This is a genomic window from Clostridium sp. E02 (genome assembly GCF_003833015.1).
Classification (GTDB): Bacteria; Bacillota; Clostridia; order Lachnospirales; family Lachnospiraceae; genus Lacrimispora.
The window spans coordinates 104,365-121,488 of sequence record NZ_RJLQ01000017.1; the positions used below are offsets into that span (position 1 = coordinate 104,365).

20 protein-coding genes are annotated in these 17,124 nt (G+C 36.1%); 4 read left to right on the plus strand and 16 right to left on the minus strand.

Annotated features, from left to right (window positions below; genetic code table 11):
• Nucleotides 1–12 precede the first annotated feature (12 nt).
• The 3 genes from EFT72_RS13890 to EFT72_RS13895 all read right to left on the minus strand — a co-directional run bounded on the left by EFT72_RS13890 (nucleotide 13) and on the right by EFT72_RS13895 (nucleotide 2,680).
• Nucleotides 13–1,461: a phage portal protein gene (locus tag EFT72_RS13890; protein WP_124067517.1), complete on the minus strand. Its 1,449-nt coding sequence runs from the start codon at nucleotides 1,459–1,461 to the stop codon at nucleotides 13–15.
• The gene (locus EFT72_RS19810; protein ID WP_279221999.1) at nucleotides 1,458–1,589 is read right to left on the minus strand and encodes a hypothetical protein; all 132 of its coding nucleotides are present in this window, start codon (nucleotides 1,587–1,589) and stop codon (nucleotides 1,458–1,460) included. Before EFT72_RS19810 ends, EFT72_RS13890 begins: the two co-directional genes overlap by 4 nt.
• Before the next feature lie 737 nt (nucleotides 1,590–2,326).
• Nucleotides 2,327–2,680 (minus strand): hypothetical protein, encoded by a 354-nt coding sequence (locus tag EFT72_RS13895; RefSeq protein WP_124067518.1) that lies wholly within the window; start codon nucleotides 2,678–2,680, stop codon nucleotides 2,327–2,329.
• Between the two features lie 126 nt (nucleotides 2,681–2,806).
• On the opposite strand from EFT72_RS13895, the gene lexA reads away from it, so the two are divergent.
• Nucleotides 2,807–3,418: a transcriptional repressor LexA gene (gene lexA, locus EFT72_RS13900; RefSeq protein WP_124067519.1), complete on the plus strand. Its 612-nt coding sequence runs from the start codon at nucleotides 2,807–2,809 to the stop codon at nucleotides 3,416–3,418.
• A 29-nt stretch (nucleotides 3,419–3,447) separates the two neighbouring features.
• Nucleotides 3,448–3,663 (plus strand): hypothetical protein, encoded by a 216-nt coding sequence (locus EFT72_RS13905; protein ID WP_124067520.1) that lies wholly within the window; start codon nucleotides 3,448–3,450, stop codon nucleotides 3,661–3,663.
• Nucleotides 3,664–4,377: 714 nt separating this feature from the next.
• Here the strand turns inward: EFT72_RS13905 and EFT72_RS13910 are convergent.
• The 7 genes from EFT72_RS13910 to EFT72_RS13940 form a co-directional block, all read right to left on the minus strand.
• The gene (locus EFT72_RS13910; RefSeq protein WP_164473164.1) at nucleotides 4,378–7,425 is read right to left on the minus strand and encodes a metallophosphoesterase; all 3,048 of its coding nucleotides are present in this window, start codon (nucleotides 7,423–7,425) and stop codon (nucleotides 4,378–4,380) included.
• 260 nt (nucleotides 7,426–7,685) lie between these two features.
• On the minus strand, nucleotides 7,686–8,549 hold the full coding sequence (locus tag EFT72_RS13915) for a CHAP domain-containing protein (protein WP_124067522.1): 864 nt from the start codon (nucleotides 8,547–8,549) through the stop codon (nucleotides 7,686–7,688).
• On the minus strand, nucleotides 8,530–8,961 hold the full coding sequence (locus EFT72_RS13920) for a nucleoside 2-deoxyribosyltransferase domain-containing protein (protein WP_124067523.1): 432 nt from the start codon (nucleotides 8,959–8,961) through the stop codon (nucleotides 8,530–8,532). Before EFT72_RS13920 ends, EFT72_RS13915 begins: the two co-directional genes overlap by 20 nt.
• 88 nt (nucleotides 8,962–9,049) lie before the next feature.
• Nucleotides 9,050–9,343, minus strand: coding sequence for a phage holin family protein (locus EFT72_RS13925; protein WP_206426657.1), 294 nt, complete (start codon nucleotides 9,341–9,343; stop codon nucleotides 9,050–9,052).
• Nucleotides 9,344–9,347: 4 nt separating this feature from the next.
• Nucleotides 9,348–9,569: a hypothetical protein gene (locus tag EFT72_RS13930; protein ID WP_124067525.1), complete on the minus strand. Its 222-nt coding sequence runs from the start codon at nucleotides 9,567–9,569 to the stop codon at nucleotides 9,348–9,350.
• A 22-nt stretch (nucleotides 9,570–9,591) separates the two neighbouring features.
• Nucleotides 9,592–9,723 (minus strand): XkdX family protein, encoded by a 132-nt coding sequence (locus tag EFT72_RS13935; protein ID WP_124067526.1) that lies wholly within the window; start codon nucleotides 9,721–9,723, stop codon nucleotides 9,592–9,594.
• The gene (locus tag EFT72_RS13940) at nucleotides 9,723–10,163 is read right to left on the minus strand and encodes a hypothetical protein (protein WP_124067527.1); all 441 of its coding nucleotides are present in this window, start codon (nucleotides 10,161–10,163) and stop codon (nucleotides 9,723–9,725) included. The genes EFT72_RS13935 and EFT72_RS13940 overlap by 1 nt, the downstream gene beginning before the upstream one ends.
• Nucleotides 10,164–10,291: 128 nt before the next feature.
• On the opposite strand from EFT72_RS13940, the gene EFT72_RS13945 reads away from it, so the two are divergent.
• The gene (locus tag EFT72_RS13945; RefSeq protein ID WP_124067528.1) at nucleotides 10,292–10,975 is read left to right on the plus strand and encodes a hypothetical protein; all 684 of its coding nucleotides are present in this window, start codon (nucleotides 10,292–10,294) and stop codon (nucleotides 10,973–10,975) included.
• A 193-nt stretch (nucleotides 10,976–11,168) separates the two neighbouring features.
• Nucleotides 11,169–11,468, plus strand: coding sequence for a hypothetical protein (locus tag EFT72_RS13950; RefSeq protein ID WP_124067529.1), 300 nt, complete (start codon nucleotides 11,169–11,171; stop codon nucleotides 11,466–11,468).
• 5 nt (nucleotides 11,469–11,473) lie between these two features.
• Here EFT72_RS13950 and EFT72_RS19495 read toward each other — a convergent pair whose 3' ends face one another.
• From EFT72_RS19495 to EFT72_RS13980, 6 genes are all read right to left on the minus strand, one after another.
• Entirely contained in the window at nucleotides 11,474–12,448 is a 975-nt protein-coding gene (locus EFT72_RS19495; RefSeq protein WP_206426658.1) for a hypothetical protein, read from the minus strand.
• Nucleotides 12,449–13,564, minus strand: coding sequence for a hypothetical protein (locus EFT72_RS13960; protein ID WP_124067530.1), 1,116 nt, complete (start codon nucleotides 13,562–13,564; stop codon nucleotides 12,449–12,451). It lies immediately after the preceding gene.
• On the minus strand, nucleotides 13,564–13,743 hold the full coding sequence (locus EFT72_RS13965) for a hypothetical protein (RefSeq protein ID WP_124067531.1): 180 nt from the start codon (nucleotides 13,741–13,743) through the stop codon (nucleotides 13,564–13,566). The genes EFT72_RS13960 and EFT72_RS13965 overlap by 1 nt, the downstream gene beginning before the upstream one ends.
• Before the next feature lie 59 nt (nucleotides 13,744–13,802).
• Nucleotides 13,803–14,270: a lipoprotein gene (locus EFT72_RS13970; protein ID WP_124067532.1), complete on the minus strand. Its 468-nt coding sequence runs from the start codon at nucleotides 14,268–14,270 to the stop codon at nucleotides 13,803–13,805.
• 105 nt (nucleotides 14,271–14,375) lie between these two features.
• Entirely contained in the window at nucleotides 14,376–14,948 is a 573-nt protein-coding gene (locus EFT72_RS13975; protein WP_124067533.1) for a hypothetical protein, read from the minus strand.
• A 56-nt stretch (nucleotides 14,949–15,004) separates the two neighbouring features.
• A complete protein-coding gene (locus EFT72_RS13980; protein ID WP_124067534.1) occupies nucleotides 15,005–16,984 on the minus strand; it encodes a tail fiber domain-containing protein in 1,980 nt (659 codons plus the stop codon).
• Nucleotides 16,985–17,124 lie beyond the last annotated feature (140 nt).

Genomic DNA, 17,124 nt, shown 5'->3' on the forward strand with positions numbered 1-17,124 from the left:
AAAAAGGGAAAGCTATTTGGCTTCTCCTGTTTTAACTGTACTATTTGATTGATTTTTCAATAATTCAAAAGCTTTTTCCTTTTCAGCCTCAACATCTAATTGCTCTTGCGTTTTATAAACCGTTTCCATATAAGGTTGACTCATTACCCATACTTTTTCAGGATCTCCAAACAGGCCACATGTTATAAGAGCAATTAATGGGTGTATTTTATTTTTTAACAAATAATCCAAAGACTGAGCCTTGACAAGCATATTATCAGTGGAATTACGAGTGATTTTCACATCAAAATCCCTTATAGACAAGGGTACATCATTAGTTGTCTGTTTTAGAATATTGAGAACAATCTGACAGTGTTTCTTCTCAGCCTCAATAATGAATGGCTCATCTAATCTTGCCCTCTGCTCCGCAAAATCCCAACCATTCCGTAGGTACACCGCTTGACCAGTATCACCGCCGGTATTCTGCTGACGATCTGGCATTCCTTCAACCACAAGTACCTGCCGGTATAAATCATCCTTTGATACCTGAGTTTGTTCTTGATTAAGTTCAGCTGTCATAAGTTTTACATCTGACTTATTGGCTTGCCCCGAATCTTTAACCTGAATTGCTCCCAACTGGCTCATCTCTATAAATTCATCTTTCGAAATTTCACAGTTCTTGAAAAGCATAAATGCCTGGACAAACTGTTCAATGCCATTCATTCGGTCTGACTGCATTTTATTTATCTGATCCAAAGCAGTAATGGCAATCTCAATGTCGGATAGGCGATCTGGGTTATTTGGATATTCCGCTATTGGAATCCCTCCAAATCCGTTAAAATCTGTCTTTGTAATTCGGCCATTCTTAATTATGAAGTATTTATCTTCGGAAAAGCAAAGATAATATTGCTCCTCGTTTTCATCTTTTAGCTGCTGTACGGAAAGCATATCCCGACCATCTTCCTGCGAATAGACAATTATTGTATTTAGAGGCGTTGAAATATGAATCCGAAATGGAATAGGACTGTTTTTGCTCGCCTTTAAACTTGCCTTATAAGCAGTGCCTACAGAACTCTGCCATGTACCGAGTTCAATATCCCTTGCCTGCTTATGAGCGTCCCTCATATAATCATTAAAAGTGTCCACGGCTTTATTAATAGCTTCATCTTTTTTGCGGCTCACATATTGAATAGGTTCACCGTAAGTTTGGCCAGCCTTGAACCGGACAATTTCTAAAGCATGATTTTCAACCGTTTTGTTATTTATTTCTGGACGTACCGTTTTTTCCCGGTACAAAATAGGCTGATCTCCCATGTAATAATCATGAAGATAACGAATGAACGGTCTGTTATAATTCAAAACACCGACTGCTTTTCCAACTACTTTTAAGATGTTTTCGGTAGTAATAATTGATGCGCCGGTATATGCTACCTTACGTCCAAATGAGCCCTTGCAAATATCTATGTAGCTAAGTTTATTCATCCACTTTTCACCTTCTTAGATTTAAAAGTCATTCCGCTGGAACACTTTCCTGCCGGGTGAGGAGCATTTCCATCTCTCCAAATTGGCTGTTTTTTACTATGTTCTGATTTTTTAGTTTCCTTTTCCATAATTCCACCCACGAAAAATGCGCCCAGCCGAAGCCAAGCGCACGTTGATATACTTTTCACTGATATCATATTATCATATTATGAATGGGAAATGTGGGAATCTTGAAATAAAGCCAGCAAGAACATTAGTTCTAAAATATCAATTTAGCTGATTTAAACACTTTTGTTCAATCTTGCTGTAAGGGTATAATTACGCAATCCATAAACTTTAATAACAGTCAAACTACCACCGCCACTGTAGCCGCTGGTATTGATCACGTAATAGCCGTGGTAGAGTCGGGCGTTGCTGTCGGAATATTGTCCTGCACTTGCACCGATAAGGTCGATGGTCATTTTTACATAGTTTTAAGTAATATATATACCGGTACTCTTAATATTGCTTTTTACATATTCAAATGATCATTTAAACACTGAATTGCACCTTTTGCCAGTCGCCTTCCCATGCCGTGTCGTACAAAGCAAAACGCCTAATATAAAAATTCAATGAATCCTCTGGGTATATTTTCACGGTAACAAAGTTGTTTGCGTGCTTAAAATACTCCACATAACCACGGTCAATAGACCCAGATGGCTTGTCGGCATATACAATATTGGCATACCCAAAGGCTCCCGTTTAAATACCTTTTTCACTTATCACATACGTTATGTCATCCCGCAGTATAGCATTTTGTCCCGTGCCAGTAAAATCGTGTACCCGTGATGCAAAAGACGTTATGTAAGTCAAATCGCTAGGAGCCTTACTCTTTAAAACTGTTAAGTCTCCACTCACATTCGTTAAATTGATATTTACGCTTTTCTAAATATTTCTTATAGATTTCAGCCGGATAATAATTGCACCTCTCTCCACTTTCCAATTCAACACATAACTTTTCATTTTCTCCAAAAAATATCTTTATTCCAAAATCAGTCACTGATATACATTGCCCATCAAAAGAAAACGGAATGCTTTCATCAAATAATATATATGACATTCCTGTCAAACCATCTGCTATTTCATCTTCGTACTTCACATAATCCACAAAAGTCCTCATCATATCATATTGAGCATTAACAACTTTACTGTATAAATCTTTGGATATCGTATCCATCATTTTAATCACCTTCCTTTTCTACAATAATACTACATTTTTACTTATGTGTATAGTTTTTTTCGAACAAATGTTTGCTTTTTATGTATAAATATGGTATGATACGTTAAAAGAAAGGTTGGGTTAACTATGGATATTACACATCGACAGAATGAAATTTTAAAGTATATCAAAGAAACCATCTTAAAGAATGGCTATCCTCCTTCAGTTCGTGAAATTTGTGAAGCAGTGCATTTAAAATCGCCATCTTCTGTACATTCTCATTTGGAAACGTTGGAAGAAAAGGGTTATATAAGGAGAGATCCTGCGAAACCAAGAACAATTGAAATCATTGAAGATTGTTTTAATCTGACACATAGAGAAGTGGTAAATGTTCCTGTTTTAGGAACTGTAGCTGCTGGTCAACCTCTTTATGCTGAGGAAAATATCGAGAACTACTATCCTATCCCCTCTGATTTACTATCCAGTGCAGAGACCTTTATATTAAAGGTAAAAGGAAACAGTATGATAAACGCAGGGATATTAGAAGACGACCAGATAATTATTGAACAATGCTCTACCGTATCCAATGGGGAGATTGCTGTTGCACTTGTGGAAGATTCCGTTACTGTAAAACGATTTTTCAAAGAAAACAATTATTTCCGTTTACAGCCAGAAAATGATTTCATGGAACCTATTATACTTGACCACGTGGATATTCTTGGAAAAGTAATTGGATTGTTCCGTTTGGGAATTCATTGATAATTAAGTATCACAAAGGAGTTGAAATAATGGTAAAAGAAAAAAGAAAAGATGAGTGTTATATTTTTATTGAATCCGGATTAAATGCTTTAGAAAAAATCGGATGGTATGGGGAAACAAAATTTTTTTGTCCGATATGTGGATATAATAATGCAAATGCGAAAAGAATCAGAACTCCAAATAAATTTCGAAACAAACCTACCTGGCTATATTGCGAGGAATGTGGAATGCTAGTCCACGGGTAAAAGGAGTGATTAGATATGACTGGAGATTGTAGACTTGATCCAGATATAAACCAGTGTCCACATTTAGATTCTAACAATGGCAAATGTTTCATTAAGAATGAATGCTGCGGATTTTATGGAAAATCAAAACCTCAAATCGAATCACAATATATCAGGCAACCACGTAGGTATGAAAAATATTATAAAAAGTAATTTTGTAGAGCGGCACCCTTTCTATTTTACTATATCTGCAGGAGTAATAATTATCATATTTTCATAGATAGCTGCCTCCAATATTTGTCCCTGTTGGAAAATTGTATGCGACATGCACGTATCATTGAGATTAATTGAATTACCATTGAAATGTATTATATTAATTGATCTAAGTGTATTATCATTAATATTCATGTGGCTTCCGCTTCCCTTTCCGCCACTCTACAATACCATCATATCACGATGCACAAATTTTGCATATCGTTTTTTTACAGACTACCTTCTTCGTAATACATGGGTCGGGGGTTCGAGTCCCCCCGAAAGTTGTTAGAAAGGCGGTTAAGTTAAAATTTAATTTGCGCAAAACTATTGACAGTATCTGAAAAAAACACTATCTTTATGATTATGCTTTTTCGTGAGTAGCAGAAGTAGTATTATTTTGAAGAAACTGCATATACTATATTGACCACACTCAATATACAATTATTACAGCTGGGCATTGTCTGTGATAATCAAAATGCCTTAGGTGTGGTCTATTTTTTGTATTTTTCCTTTTACCATTTCAATTTTAATCTTTCTTTTTTCACTCACAGGTGTTTCCTTATGTCCAAAAAAATGATCCAATAGCCTTTGAGCATCTCCATATATCTCTATGTCATCATGACTTAAAAAATAACTTCTAACAATATATCTAACCATAGATTTTTCTAATTTACTACTAAGTTGTCTATCCAATTTAATTGCTTTTCTAGTGAAATCAGATACGTTTAGGGTTTTAACGTTCATCATTAAATTCATTATTTTATAATTAGTGTTTTTATTCCAATCAAAAGAATCTAATGCATCTATTGATTGATCAGAAGAAGCAGTATTGGATACTAATTGATAAATAGTCAAAACAAGAACTGCTGATATCTGTCCAATAAACTTTCGAACGGATTTGATGTCAACTTCTGATATATTTTTCTCCTTTCTCAATTCTGATATTTCTTTATACAAATCTTCAACGAAACTTTCAAAATTCTTATTTATGTCATTTAAAAGTGAAAAAAGAAATTTATTTGGGTAACGATATATTAGTTCTACTAGTATATCTTGTTGACTTACTTTCATATTATGACAAAAAGCAGGTAACGTCTTAGATAAAATTTCTAAGTATTTAATTGAAATTACCACCTGATTTTCTAACTTATTTAAATCTTCCTCCGTATATTCATATTCATTAACTATTTCAATTAGCTCAGATATTTTTACTTGTTCTTCTTGATTAGCAATAGCATCATCACGTTTTTTTTTCTCATCTTTATTCGGTATAGAGTTCTTAATTGGAATATCATTTTCAGTTAAAAACTCCATATTATTTTTATCAAAATCTAATTCTTCAATATCTTTAAAATGCTTTTTCGCACCATCGATTATTGCGTTTATAAATTTGGGATTATTTGTTATTAAAGCAAGGAATAGAACTATATCACTATTTATGTTAAAGCAAAGATGACTTAATAGATAATCTATATTATTATCTATATTTTCATCTTGATTATATTTTTGATTAATTGCCTGTGCCACAAAATAAGCTATTATAGTATGATCTTTGAATCTAAAGCAATTATCTACTTCAATTAATATTTTTGCGTTTGTTACGGCATCTAAAAATAAACGTACATTTACTTTTTGCCTATAATCTTTTTTATAAATTGAAATAATATCATTGATTTCATCAAGATTTATAAATCGTTTTTTATCAAAATGCATAAAGTATGCAATTTCACGCAATATATTTAATACGAGATTTACATCAATATTTTCAGCATTATCAATAATTCGATTTCTTACAGTATTTTCATAAACAACACTAAATATACTTGTTCCAGTCATAAACTGAAACCTATAGTCTCTTATATACTGCTTAATAAAATTAATTATAAAATCCGGTGTTAAATTAAAATACTTAATTTGTGAATTAATAAGATCATTAATTTTATTAGTTTCAATTTTTATATCTTGTAAAGTTTGCCCGCCACTCTCTAATACTTTTTTAATCAATTCTTTTCTCTTATTATACCAAAACGGTTTTATTGAGATTTCCACAGTTCTTTTATCATTAAATGCATCTACTACTTGCTTGTGAATATCAAAGCTAATTTTCTCTTCGCTAAAAATAATTATTTTAGAAAAAAAGTTTTCAAAGTAACTCATTATTTTTTCTAACTGTATTTTATTTAATAATTCGCCTCCGTCAATTAATGCAATTCTATCTTCTATATCTATTTGCAAAAACCTACTATATCCAGAATCCGAACTATCATATTGCTCTTCAAATTCAATTTGTACTAATCGATCAATTTTCTTTAAGTTTAAATCTTCAATATTGAAAAACAATGGATATTTACCACTATTGCAATAGGTAAGGTATATTTTTTTTGCTATTGTGGTTTTACCTGATTTTCTTTCTCCCAAAAACAAAATTCTATCATTTTGTTTAATTATACTTATTAGCTCTGAACTAACATCTATTTCAATGGAATTTATTTCTTCATCATTTCCAACTTGTTTACATGATAATTTAGGAAAGATAAAGTAATTTTCTATTAGTTCTTTATCATCATTATATCTAAAATTTTCAATATAATTTTTTCTATTCTTAATAAATCCGTTTTGAATGATCTTTAACTTTTCATTAATAATTTCACTTGGACAATAAAAATCCTTTTCCCATATATAAGAATATCCTTTTATAGAGTTTAATTCTAAATTTATTATAATTCCCACAAATCCATTTCCGTTTTCAGAAGAACCCAATAAAGCATTTCCTTGGACGCATTGCAATCTACCCAAATTATTAATATCAATATTTTCTCCGACTATTTCATGCTCATGTCCCGTTAATACTAAAGAATACTTAGTTGCAATAATCTTTCTCAATTTATCTTTACAATAGGATGAAAACCATTCCAGGCTGTGATGCATAATTAATATATTAATTTCTAAGTCTGCAGCTTCCTCTAATTGTTTTAAATCATTATCTAATAAACAATGTATACCCATATCCACACTATTTCCGCCTAAAAGCGATAGTGGTGCAGTATTTAACATTACCAATCTAATACTATTAGTTCCTACGTTTATCACTCTTTTCGAAATAATTTTATCATCTGAAAAACATTTATGATAATTTGCATAGGCATAAAATTGGTTCATGCATTCAATATCATGATTAATGATATTCTCTAAGCAATTTATTTTTTGAGCTTCATTTATTTCATCAAACCCTCTTGCTATTTTGTCAAAATCTATATCATGATTTCCTGGGACACAACAGATATGGATATGTTTATTGGGAAATTTTTTCTGTACCAACTTTTTAATTATAGCCCCCAATAAACTGCTCATAATTCTATATTCCTTATTACAGCCTGAGAAAGCTAAATCTCCACTAATTGCAATTAAACATTCATCAGCTGGTCCAATAGAATTTAAACCTTGTACCATTTTATCAACATCAATTTTAAAAGCATCTTCTCTGTTGCGTAAATGAATATCACTTAAATGTAAAATAAGCAGTTTCATAAATTCATCTCCATCTTTAGTGTTTTCATAATACATTTTCTTCATATAATTCACACTTGCAATATATTTGCACTAAGTTATAATTTATAATAACATGTATTGATATTTATTTCTACATGTAGATTCCAAATATCCAGTAAACAATATAAATATTTATAATATGATTTATGGCAACTAACAAGATTTGAACAAAATCGTCAATTATATTTCTTGGCAACATAGGCAATACCGACTTTTGTGAAATATTCACGTGTATATTTTTATTCTGCCATTCCAGGGTATTGCAGTGCCCCATCCTGATCTGGCGTGAGAGTCACCGGCTCTGTGACCATTTTGCCATCAGTGTCCACTGCGTAGATCTTCCCAGAGTTTTCCACGAACTGTGACTGGCACATTGAGCCGTCAGGTCCTAAGTAATACCATGCACCGTTATACTTGTACCAGGTATTCGTTACTCTCATACCGGCACCATCAAACCAGTACCATTTCCCCTGATCCTGCACCCAGTCATTACGGACGCACTCGCCGGTATCACCGTTATAGAACCGCCAGCCGCTGTCCTCTGATTTCCAGCCGGATTTCTTTTCTGTCAGAACGATACTCCAATCAGGTCTACCATACCCCATTATCTTGCTATCCTTCAGACTATAAGACTTCTGACAGACACCTCCACCATTTTCAATCACTCCACTCGCCCCGGAAGTGTTACCCTCAATGGTCTTTACTCGGTTACTCGTAACTTCTGTGACAATACCAGTATGATATGCCCTAGTACCATTATAAAAGAAAATCACGTCCCCAGGCTCCGGAGTCGTGTACCATCTGTCGGCTGCTTTATACAGATTTACCCCGGTTGGACAATAATGGTACAGAGCACCACCTAGCATCTTCTTGGCAGCTTTCACCCCATACATCTGTACAAATGCTTCTGATACAAACATAGCACACCATGGCTGTCCCTGTAAGTTGTATCCAGTATGTATTTTGTAATCTCTGGCAAAGCAGGTATAGTTATTACTTCCGGCATTGGCTGTGAAATCATCAAGATTGGTGTTGCTTGCTTTTTCAAGGTAGCCTGTCCAGGATTTTGCCTTTGTTATTAAATCATTTACTACATTGCTCATGATTTTCCTCCTTTTTTGCGTTTAAGTAACCCGCTACATCATTGAGATTATCAAAACATTGTCCACCATTTGACTTGACCATGCGAGCAACCTGACCTAATGACTTCATTTGCCATTTACTGAATGTCAACTCACCGTCTTTTTTCAATACGCAAAGAACAGTATTTTGAGGACGTTTATTGCTATCATCTACCACTTCTGCAATGCTGTATACGCCCATCATTCGTGGTGTAATCGTGTAAAGGCAATAATCGCATACTTCACGCTGCTTTATTTCCTCCTCCATGCACTCTGGTGTCCAATCCGGAACCACTGGGTTAAAATATTCAATTAACAGCATAGGGATTAAACCTTCTCTCCACTGGCTTTCATTGCAGGTTCCACCTAAAAATACTTTCTTATTGATCTGCATATTATTTCCTCCAATCAAAAAGGCCTCGGAATCCCAAGGCCATAAATTTGTGAATATTACAACCGAAACGGGAATTACCGCATCGGATTTATTCGGCTTTGCCATTCTGCTTAATGATCTGATTTACATATGTACTTAGACCGGCGACAAGTACTCCCTGTGTAATAGCCGTAAACACGGCCATAGCTATTTCCCGCCCTGTCTGACAGCCACTTGTAGCCAGCACATGAATTCCGCAAAGCACAATTCCAGTGGCTCCGTTTACCAAAGGAATATGCTTGTCTTTGATTGTCTGGCTCTGTTTAATTCCATGCCCTAAAAAGTAAAGCACCACTGCCACTACGATAAGTTCCGGTTTTACATAATTCATAATCTGTTCCATAATATCAATCTCCTTTTTCCTCTAAGTCCGCTATGCGGTGATTTGCAACTTTCATCTGTTCTTCTAGTCTAAAAGTACGTTCAATCACAGTGTTATGTTTATCAACTTTCTTTTCTAACTGACCTATACGGTAATTGGTCAGTTTGGAAGAAGCCACTATTCCGGCAAAAGTCCCTATCCCACTTCCTGCTAATCCAATAAGAGCTACCATTATTTCAGTAGGCATTGATAGACAACCTCGTTCTTTCCTAAATTTTACTTGCCAGAATTTCCTTCTTCTGATTATCTGTGATCCAGCCTTTAATTACAGCATTTGCCAGCATGGGGACCGTCAGCTTACCTTTCCCACCATCATATAACCACATTAGCATTTCAAACATTACTGCACCTCCTTTAAGTTATTTAACAACAAAGCACCTAAACTATCTTTTATTGTATCTACCTCTTTTCGGATATCTGCTTTTTTAAGTTCGATGAATACAACGGTCTCTTTTACTTCCTGGTACTCTGTGATTGGATTTTCCTGTTCGTCTTTTTCTCCGGTGTCTATACTCTCCCGGCCGACTGCATAATCTTTAACCTTCCTGCATTCTGTCTGATAAATATAATCTTTTTTGATATCCTCCTGTTCACCTTCTATATTTAGGAGAAGTATTTTTGCTGTATTGGTTTGATTGTCAGTTTCCTCGTCAACTTCTGCAAGGATATGTTTACCCATCAGCGCAATAATGGTCAGGGTATCATCATTCTCCCTAAGACCTCCAGGAACGATGTCATACTCGCTCCCATTTGCTAGTTTGATTTTTTGATATTTCATCATTATAAAACTCCTTTCTGAGTATAAAAATAGCCCCATATAGGGACTGGTTTATTAGTTTATTTGGTTCGGTAAATAGCGATACTGTAATCTTGCTTTCCTCTCTTTATTTCCATATAATGGAATCACAGGTGGCTGAGCACCAAGTACAAAAGAAAGGAGAATTAAAAATGTCTTTAGCCTTAGCTTTTTATAATCATCATGGTATAATTATGTGCGCCGACAAACTAATAACCGCTACGTACAATAGATCAGGAATTAATTATGAGATACATCAATCATCTACCGAAGATAAATTGTTTCTGATTGAAAATCAATATGGGCTATCATATGCTGGTACGGCTTCTATAGACAATGGTCCCATATCCGCAGTAATAGAAAAATATATTAAACTTAATCCCTTAGCTGATGAAGATCCTTTGAATTGGTTGCTTATACTCGCAACTTATTTCAAGAACAAAATGAAGGAAAGCGATAATACTATTTTTACATTATGTGGATACTACCATGGTGAAAGAATCATGATATCCAGCAACACTAAAAATCCTGAGATTAACATTTATTCTGGTACAGCAGGGATTACTTATTCTGGAGAAAACGATTATGTTTCTCACTTAATAAGTTCCGATCTTGTTCATTTTGATTATACTAAATTCACCATGCAAGATTCTATTGATTTTTTACGATTCGTAGTCAGTACAGTTTCTGGATTAATGCGTTTCGGACAATGCCTACAAACAGTAAGCGATGAATGTAACATTTTAGCAATACATCCTAACGAAGCGTACTGGGTGCAGCATTCGATTTTACATTAACTGCTTTGTCTTTCATTGGTTTAATTAGATTTTCTGTGTTGTAATTGACATCATTAAATGTTTTTTCATAGCCTAACAGCCGCCCTTGAGTACTTTTTTTGAGGACGGCTGATCTTCTTTTTAATTCAGCGTACATTCTTTTTTTAATCCACATATTTATTTCCTTTCTGCTGTTTCGGACAGCTCCGGTTCTATGTTAAATAGCGATTTAACAAATGATACGGGTGGGGGTGGATATTATTCGTTTCCGAATGGATTTAAAGTGTGCTGGGGATATACCAACGAGCGCAATATAACATTTCCGATTACTTTTAACAACACCCCATCAATACAATTAACCGTGGCAGGAGATAATGATAATTACTACTATACCGCAAAAATCAAAACGGCATCCGCAACCGGATTTACATTTAATACACAATACGCAATGTTTGGTAGTGCCATAAACGCCAATGGAACAGATGGTACATACTGGGTTGCAATTGGGTATTAAAATGATCATTTAAGTCTTAGTGCCCAAGCGAAGTATGCAGATGGATCTGAATACACAATATAATTTACACTGGAACGATTGTTTATAACAACTGACATATATTTGTTGCTTGTAACTTTTATAATTTTTGTTGCTGAGCCGGAACCAACAAGGAACAATTCTCGTGGTGATGTACTACTCGTCGGTTCTCCATCTGTTATTTTTAAATAGGTATCAACATCCGGCATAGGCTGTGAGGTAAAACCTACCAAATAAGTCCCCGGAGTAATAGTAAGCCAATCACATAACCAATCCTTTGTACTCGAGGGAATGGTCTTGTTAATTGCAAAGGAAGTTTGAAATGTACCTATATTACCTAAATCGCTATTTAACGCATTAAATGCCGCCGTCAAATTAGCCCCTGCAGTCAGCTCTGTTCCCATGCCGATCCGCTCAATCAATGTATGTATAAGTGCTGAATTTGGGACCTTATTCGAGTCATTCACATCAATACTGGTGAGCATATTTTTAAGCAACGCATTCTGATCTAAATTCATTGTTGTAGCAATACTCTTAGATACCTTCCCCAATACTTCTGCTATTGCTTCACCGGCTATAATGTTCGCAAGTTCTGTAGCCTGGGTAAATTGGGTATTAACATCAATGCTTCCTTCTTCCCCAACCTTTATCCCTTCACTGCCCTTTACGATACCAGCGGTTGTCTGAGTAGCCTGTTTTACACTTAAAGCACCATCAGTACTTACCTCCGTTGTTGTTCCATCTGGCTTAATCGTTCCTACGCTGTCAGCCGTAGCCTTTCCTGTCCCCTGGGCTGATACTTGCCAATATGCTGTATCCGTTGGCAGAGTTCCTTTTGGTGGGGCTGTGTGAGCTACATAACTGCTTCCATCGTAAACAACTAAATTAAGTAAATCGTATTTTGTATCTGGGTCCCATTCCCCTCTTGGGCGAATCCCGATTGTTCCATATTCTACTGCCATCTATGCTGTCTCCTCTCCATAAAATTTTCCACTGTCATACCAGAACCTCATACCTTTGGCTTCCGTGTCACTGATAAGTTTCATTGTAACCGGATCTACACGAAATTGTGGTATAGATATTTTAGCCGCCGCATCTACCTGAGCTTTAAGTTCCTTGGTCTGCTTATAATACCACTCTGCATTGTCTTCGGCATCTTCTGGTACTATACCACCATTAGTAAAACGTTTAGCTTGCAGTGAACTGGCTTCTGCTTCCTCGGCTTTACGATTTGCTACCTCTTCACTGGCTGACGCTTCGGCTGCTTTTTCTCTGGCTGCTTGTTCACTGACTGCCGCATCATTAGCCTTTTTTGTAGCAGTTAATACATCCGCTGCCGTACTGTTTACCGCCGAAGTTGCCTCAGCTGCTTTCGTTACTGCGATTCCTGCTTGCGTGGTAGATACGGCTGCACTATCAGCAGATAATTGAGCATTCTGGCCGGAAGTTTTTGCATCCTCTTTTACTTGTTCATAATAATACTTTGCATTATCTGTTTCACTTCCCGGAAAATCTTCATCTCCCAATGAATACCGCTTTGCATACTTTTGGTAATTCAGAGCCGCATCCCTCGCTGCCTGAGCGTCAAGCATGTACTGTCTGAACTCCGTCTGTATGGCAGAATCTAACTTCTCCATGGTGACCGAACCATTTATAATAGAGGCGGTCATGGTACGATCAGTGATTGTCATGGAGATTGTGGCGGTGCTTTCTACAGAATAAACGAACCTAGTTAAATTGATAACTTTTTGAGTACCATCTGCCAGAGTAAGAACTAACTCGTTATCGTCATTGATATCAAAGTTTGTCACTACCCTTTCAATATCCAGATCATAAGACTTTGTCGTGCCATCTAATAGAGTAACGGTAAGAATTCCGGTCTTGGTACCCAGCGTTACATCTTTTACCATAGTATTAAGTAGAGACAAGTCAGCTTTACTTTCATCCAAGTGGATAATCCTGTTATCGGCTTCTTCAACACCATTTTCTAAGTGTATTAAGTTTTTCCGGTTGAGTGCTGTTTTCTGTGAAGGAAGATTCTGCCAGTCTGTTCCATAGTAGAATTTCTTATATGCCATTAGACCTTACCTTCTTTCTTTTTCGGCTCTTCTTTAATTCCTGCAGGTACCCCACATTCTATAATCTGTGCTATAACAGCTATCTGTTTTGCATTCTGAATGCCAGTAGTGGCCACTCCATCCAAAAGTCCAGTAATCTGTATCACCTGTTCCTCTGTGTATGTGATTAGCTTTTTCAATGTAATTCCTCCTTTCTGCATACAAAAAGAGCGGGGAAATTAATCCTCGCCCTCTATTACTATTCATATCGTTTCATTATCTCGTCAAATTGTGTTTTATACTCTTCTGCTTGTTCTGATGTTAGTTTGTAATCAATTCTCAGCAACACTTTGTCATACGGATATACATATTGATTCAATGCTAAAAATCCTAGAGATTGATCATTCATTTTGTTCAAGTAATCCGCCCTTTTCTTGCAATCATCTTTTGATGAAAAGGTTTCCAGTGTACCGCCCACTAAATATTCCGATCCTTCTTGATCTAAGCGCATATCGGAAAAATCCGCCTTACTGATATAGTTACCCGGTCGACCCAATTTTTCATTCGGGTCTGTCTCCGCTGTGAAAGCTTGGATTTTATCCAAATTTGTATTTTTCCCTTTTAATTCAGTCAAAAGACTTTCAGCATCTGGTAATTCAACTTTTTTCTCCGCTGAACAACCAGTTAACATTAAAACCATAAGTAAAAATAAAAGCACTTTCTTCATACCATATCCCTCCCATGTGTGATTTAATAAAAACATACCACAAATAGGATAATTATTCAACAAAAGAGCAGGAACAAATCCCTGCCCTTAGTAATCATATTGTATTTATTCGTGGCTTGTACACTCAGGAAGATACTGAGTTGTGAGCCATTGGGTAAACTCTGTGCTGTCAGCCTTTACAAGCCCGTCTGCTGCAGTTTTCATTCCGCTGTAATACTCATATCCTTCTTTCAGTTCTCCGTATCCTGTAAATGCATACAGAACGCCGTCTATCTTAGTAACTCCGACCGGGATAGTCTTATCGTCAAATTCAAATGACCAGATACCTTCTGAAGACTGGGACCATTTGCCAGTGTAGGTGTCTCTAACCTTAGCCCAATTGTCACTCATATTATTGGGATTCCATTCACTCCATAAGGAAATAGCTCCTATATCAAATCTTCTCTGTAAATCAGCTCTGGTAATGTTTTCTGAAGGTATTTTAAAACGTACACATAAATCATCTTTCAGCCATACCCATCTATAATCAAGCGTTCGATCTTCATTTTTTTCCTCTGTGGATGGAACTGGAATTTTAGGAAGTTTTATTTCCCCAGGAATGCTTGCGGCGAAAGCACAAAGAGAAGTAAAAGCAGATAGCAAAAATGTTAATAAAAATATCTTTTTCAATAATTTCATAAATACCTCCTTATATACAATATATATTACCATTTATCTTTTGGCTTATCAATATTTTAGAAAGAATTTTTAATATTTTCTATTTCACTCCATAAGGCAACAATATTTTCTTTAACGGATGTCCACCTATCACCCCAGCCGGTTTCGTTTGCAAGAGCTTCAATACTAACATCATTAACAGCGTTTAGATATTTACTATTCACTGATTGTGGTGTTACAGATGTTCCGTTTTCTCCACCTACAAAAACAACTGGCATATTCCAACCTGGACCCTTAGTCCATAATTGAACACTTCCATCTTTACTTATTAATGCCCCCGTATTATCAACAGTAACTCTATAATCGCCAAATTCAACATAAGTATCACTGGCTTTCATCACATCCGATTCAATTGTTGATCCATAAATGTAACTACCATACATTCCACCACCATAGATATTGGCACCTCTTACATCACCGCTGAATACGGCATTCCCATTCCCATCAAGTTGAAAATTCGTACTGTTTACAATAAGGCGGTTTCCCGAAATAGTGACCTTGTCACTCTCTACCGATAACTGGGAAGACACATCCCCCTTACTTACTTTCAATGATATCTCATTCGCTGTCTGGATAAACTTAGAATTGGTTTCATTCTTAAGATTCGTCACCGACAAAGCGATCTGATCCGCTTTAATACTAAGTGATGCTTCTGCCTGCTGTGCCCTTGTCACTTCTGCCGTGATGTTATCAGCCATGATCTTTACCTGGGCTTCCGTAAATTCTTTTAAATCCGTAACTCGGACAGAAACTTCCTCCACGGACTTTTTAATTACAGCAGTTTTTCCCTCTAACTGAATAATCTGATCTCCAAGTCCAAAGCTTTGTTCTTGCTCAATATCGCCTTTTGCAACGTAGGTGTCTGTCATTCCCTGTATGCCTTTCAAAGTTCGTTCAAGGCAATAGGTTTCAATCACATCGTCCGTAGTATAACAAATGATTCCGTCCCCGACTTCTACCCATGGCAATGCCGGACCAACGACATGACATGGTCTGTATATTCTTCCAGAAATCTGATCATAGACCGTTGACGCAATCGAAATCAGTTCTTCTGCTGTTTTTCCGTAAACCAGATAATTACCCTGAACCACATAACAATTAGTACCCGGTCCATATGACGCACCTACGTCCCCTTCCTCTTGCCGGATCTGTACCTTGTCAATCGAATACACCACATAATCCTCATAGTGTGTCTCTGATTGCTTATAATAAGATAATGTTTCTGCATTGGTCATTTCCGAGGGGAACAATTCATCATCTGGATATAAAGATTCAGAGGGGAACAAACCGGAAGTACCCAGAAACTTATAAGTGAGTCGGCCAGTCTTATCAAAATTTCCAAAGCATCCATTTATCTCACAAATAGCCATTAATACTTTTCTGCCATCTAACTGCTCCGGATTAATTGTTTTAGTAAGCACCATATCATCAAGAGATAGCGTAGCTGTTATTTGGGCAATACTCACATGCTGACAAAGAGAATCCCGAAACTGTTTTAACGTCATTGGAAAAGTCAATCCTTGGTACCAGTCAGCAACATCAATATCAAAATTCAGCATACGGTCATAAGCAGTTATTCTCTTACGCCGTCGGTCCGCCTGTTCCCGAACAAAGCTGTCAACCTTGTAAATCCCCAACGCCATTTCATAGCCGCCGATCTCAACAGTGACCATAAACTCTTTCCCGGTCAGATCCATTAATACATCAGCAACCGTAACTTCAAACATTGAAGCGCAACACTCACCAAAAGTTAAATTCTGGCCTGAGCACAAACTCTCTGTTATTGTCATAGATTCAGAAATTATCTGGCTATTATCAATGACGTACACTGGCTCCTGATCAACTGGAAATAAATCATCGGAAGAGAACAGGGTATCTTCCGGATAAATTATTCTTATTTCTTCATCAAAAAAACGTAGTTTTATATGTCGCTGTGTGGCAGCACTTAAATTATCTGCTCGAAATAGCTCCTTTATTTTTTCTGGAATGTTCAGCATTTTACCCCCTCCTTTGTATAATAATGATATAGCCAATGAGGCTTATATCTTACTAACATCTTTTTATTCTGTAACTGAATAAGGCTTCACCCTTAATCAGAAGTTACTATTTCTTAATTACCATGTCTGACGGTTCCCTG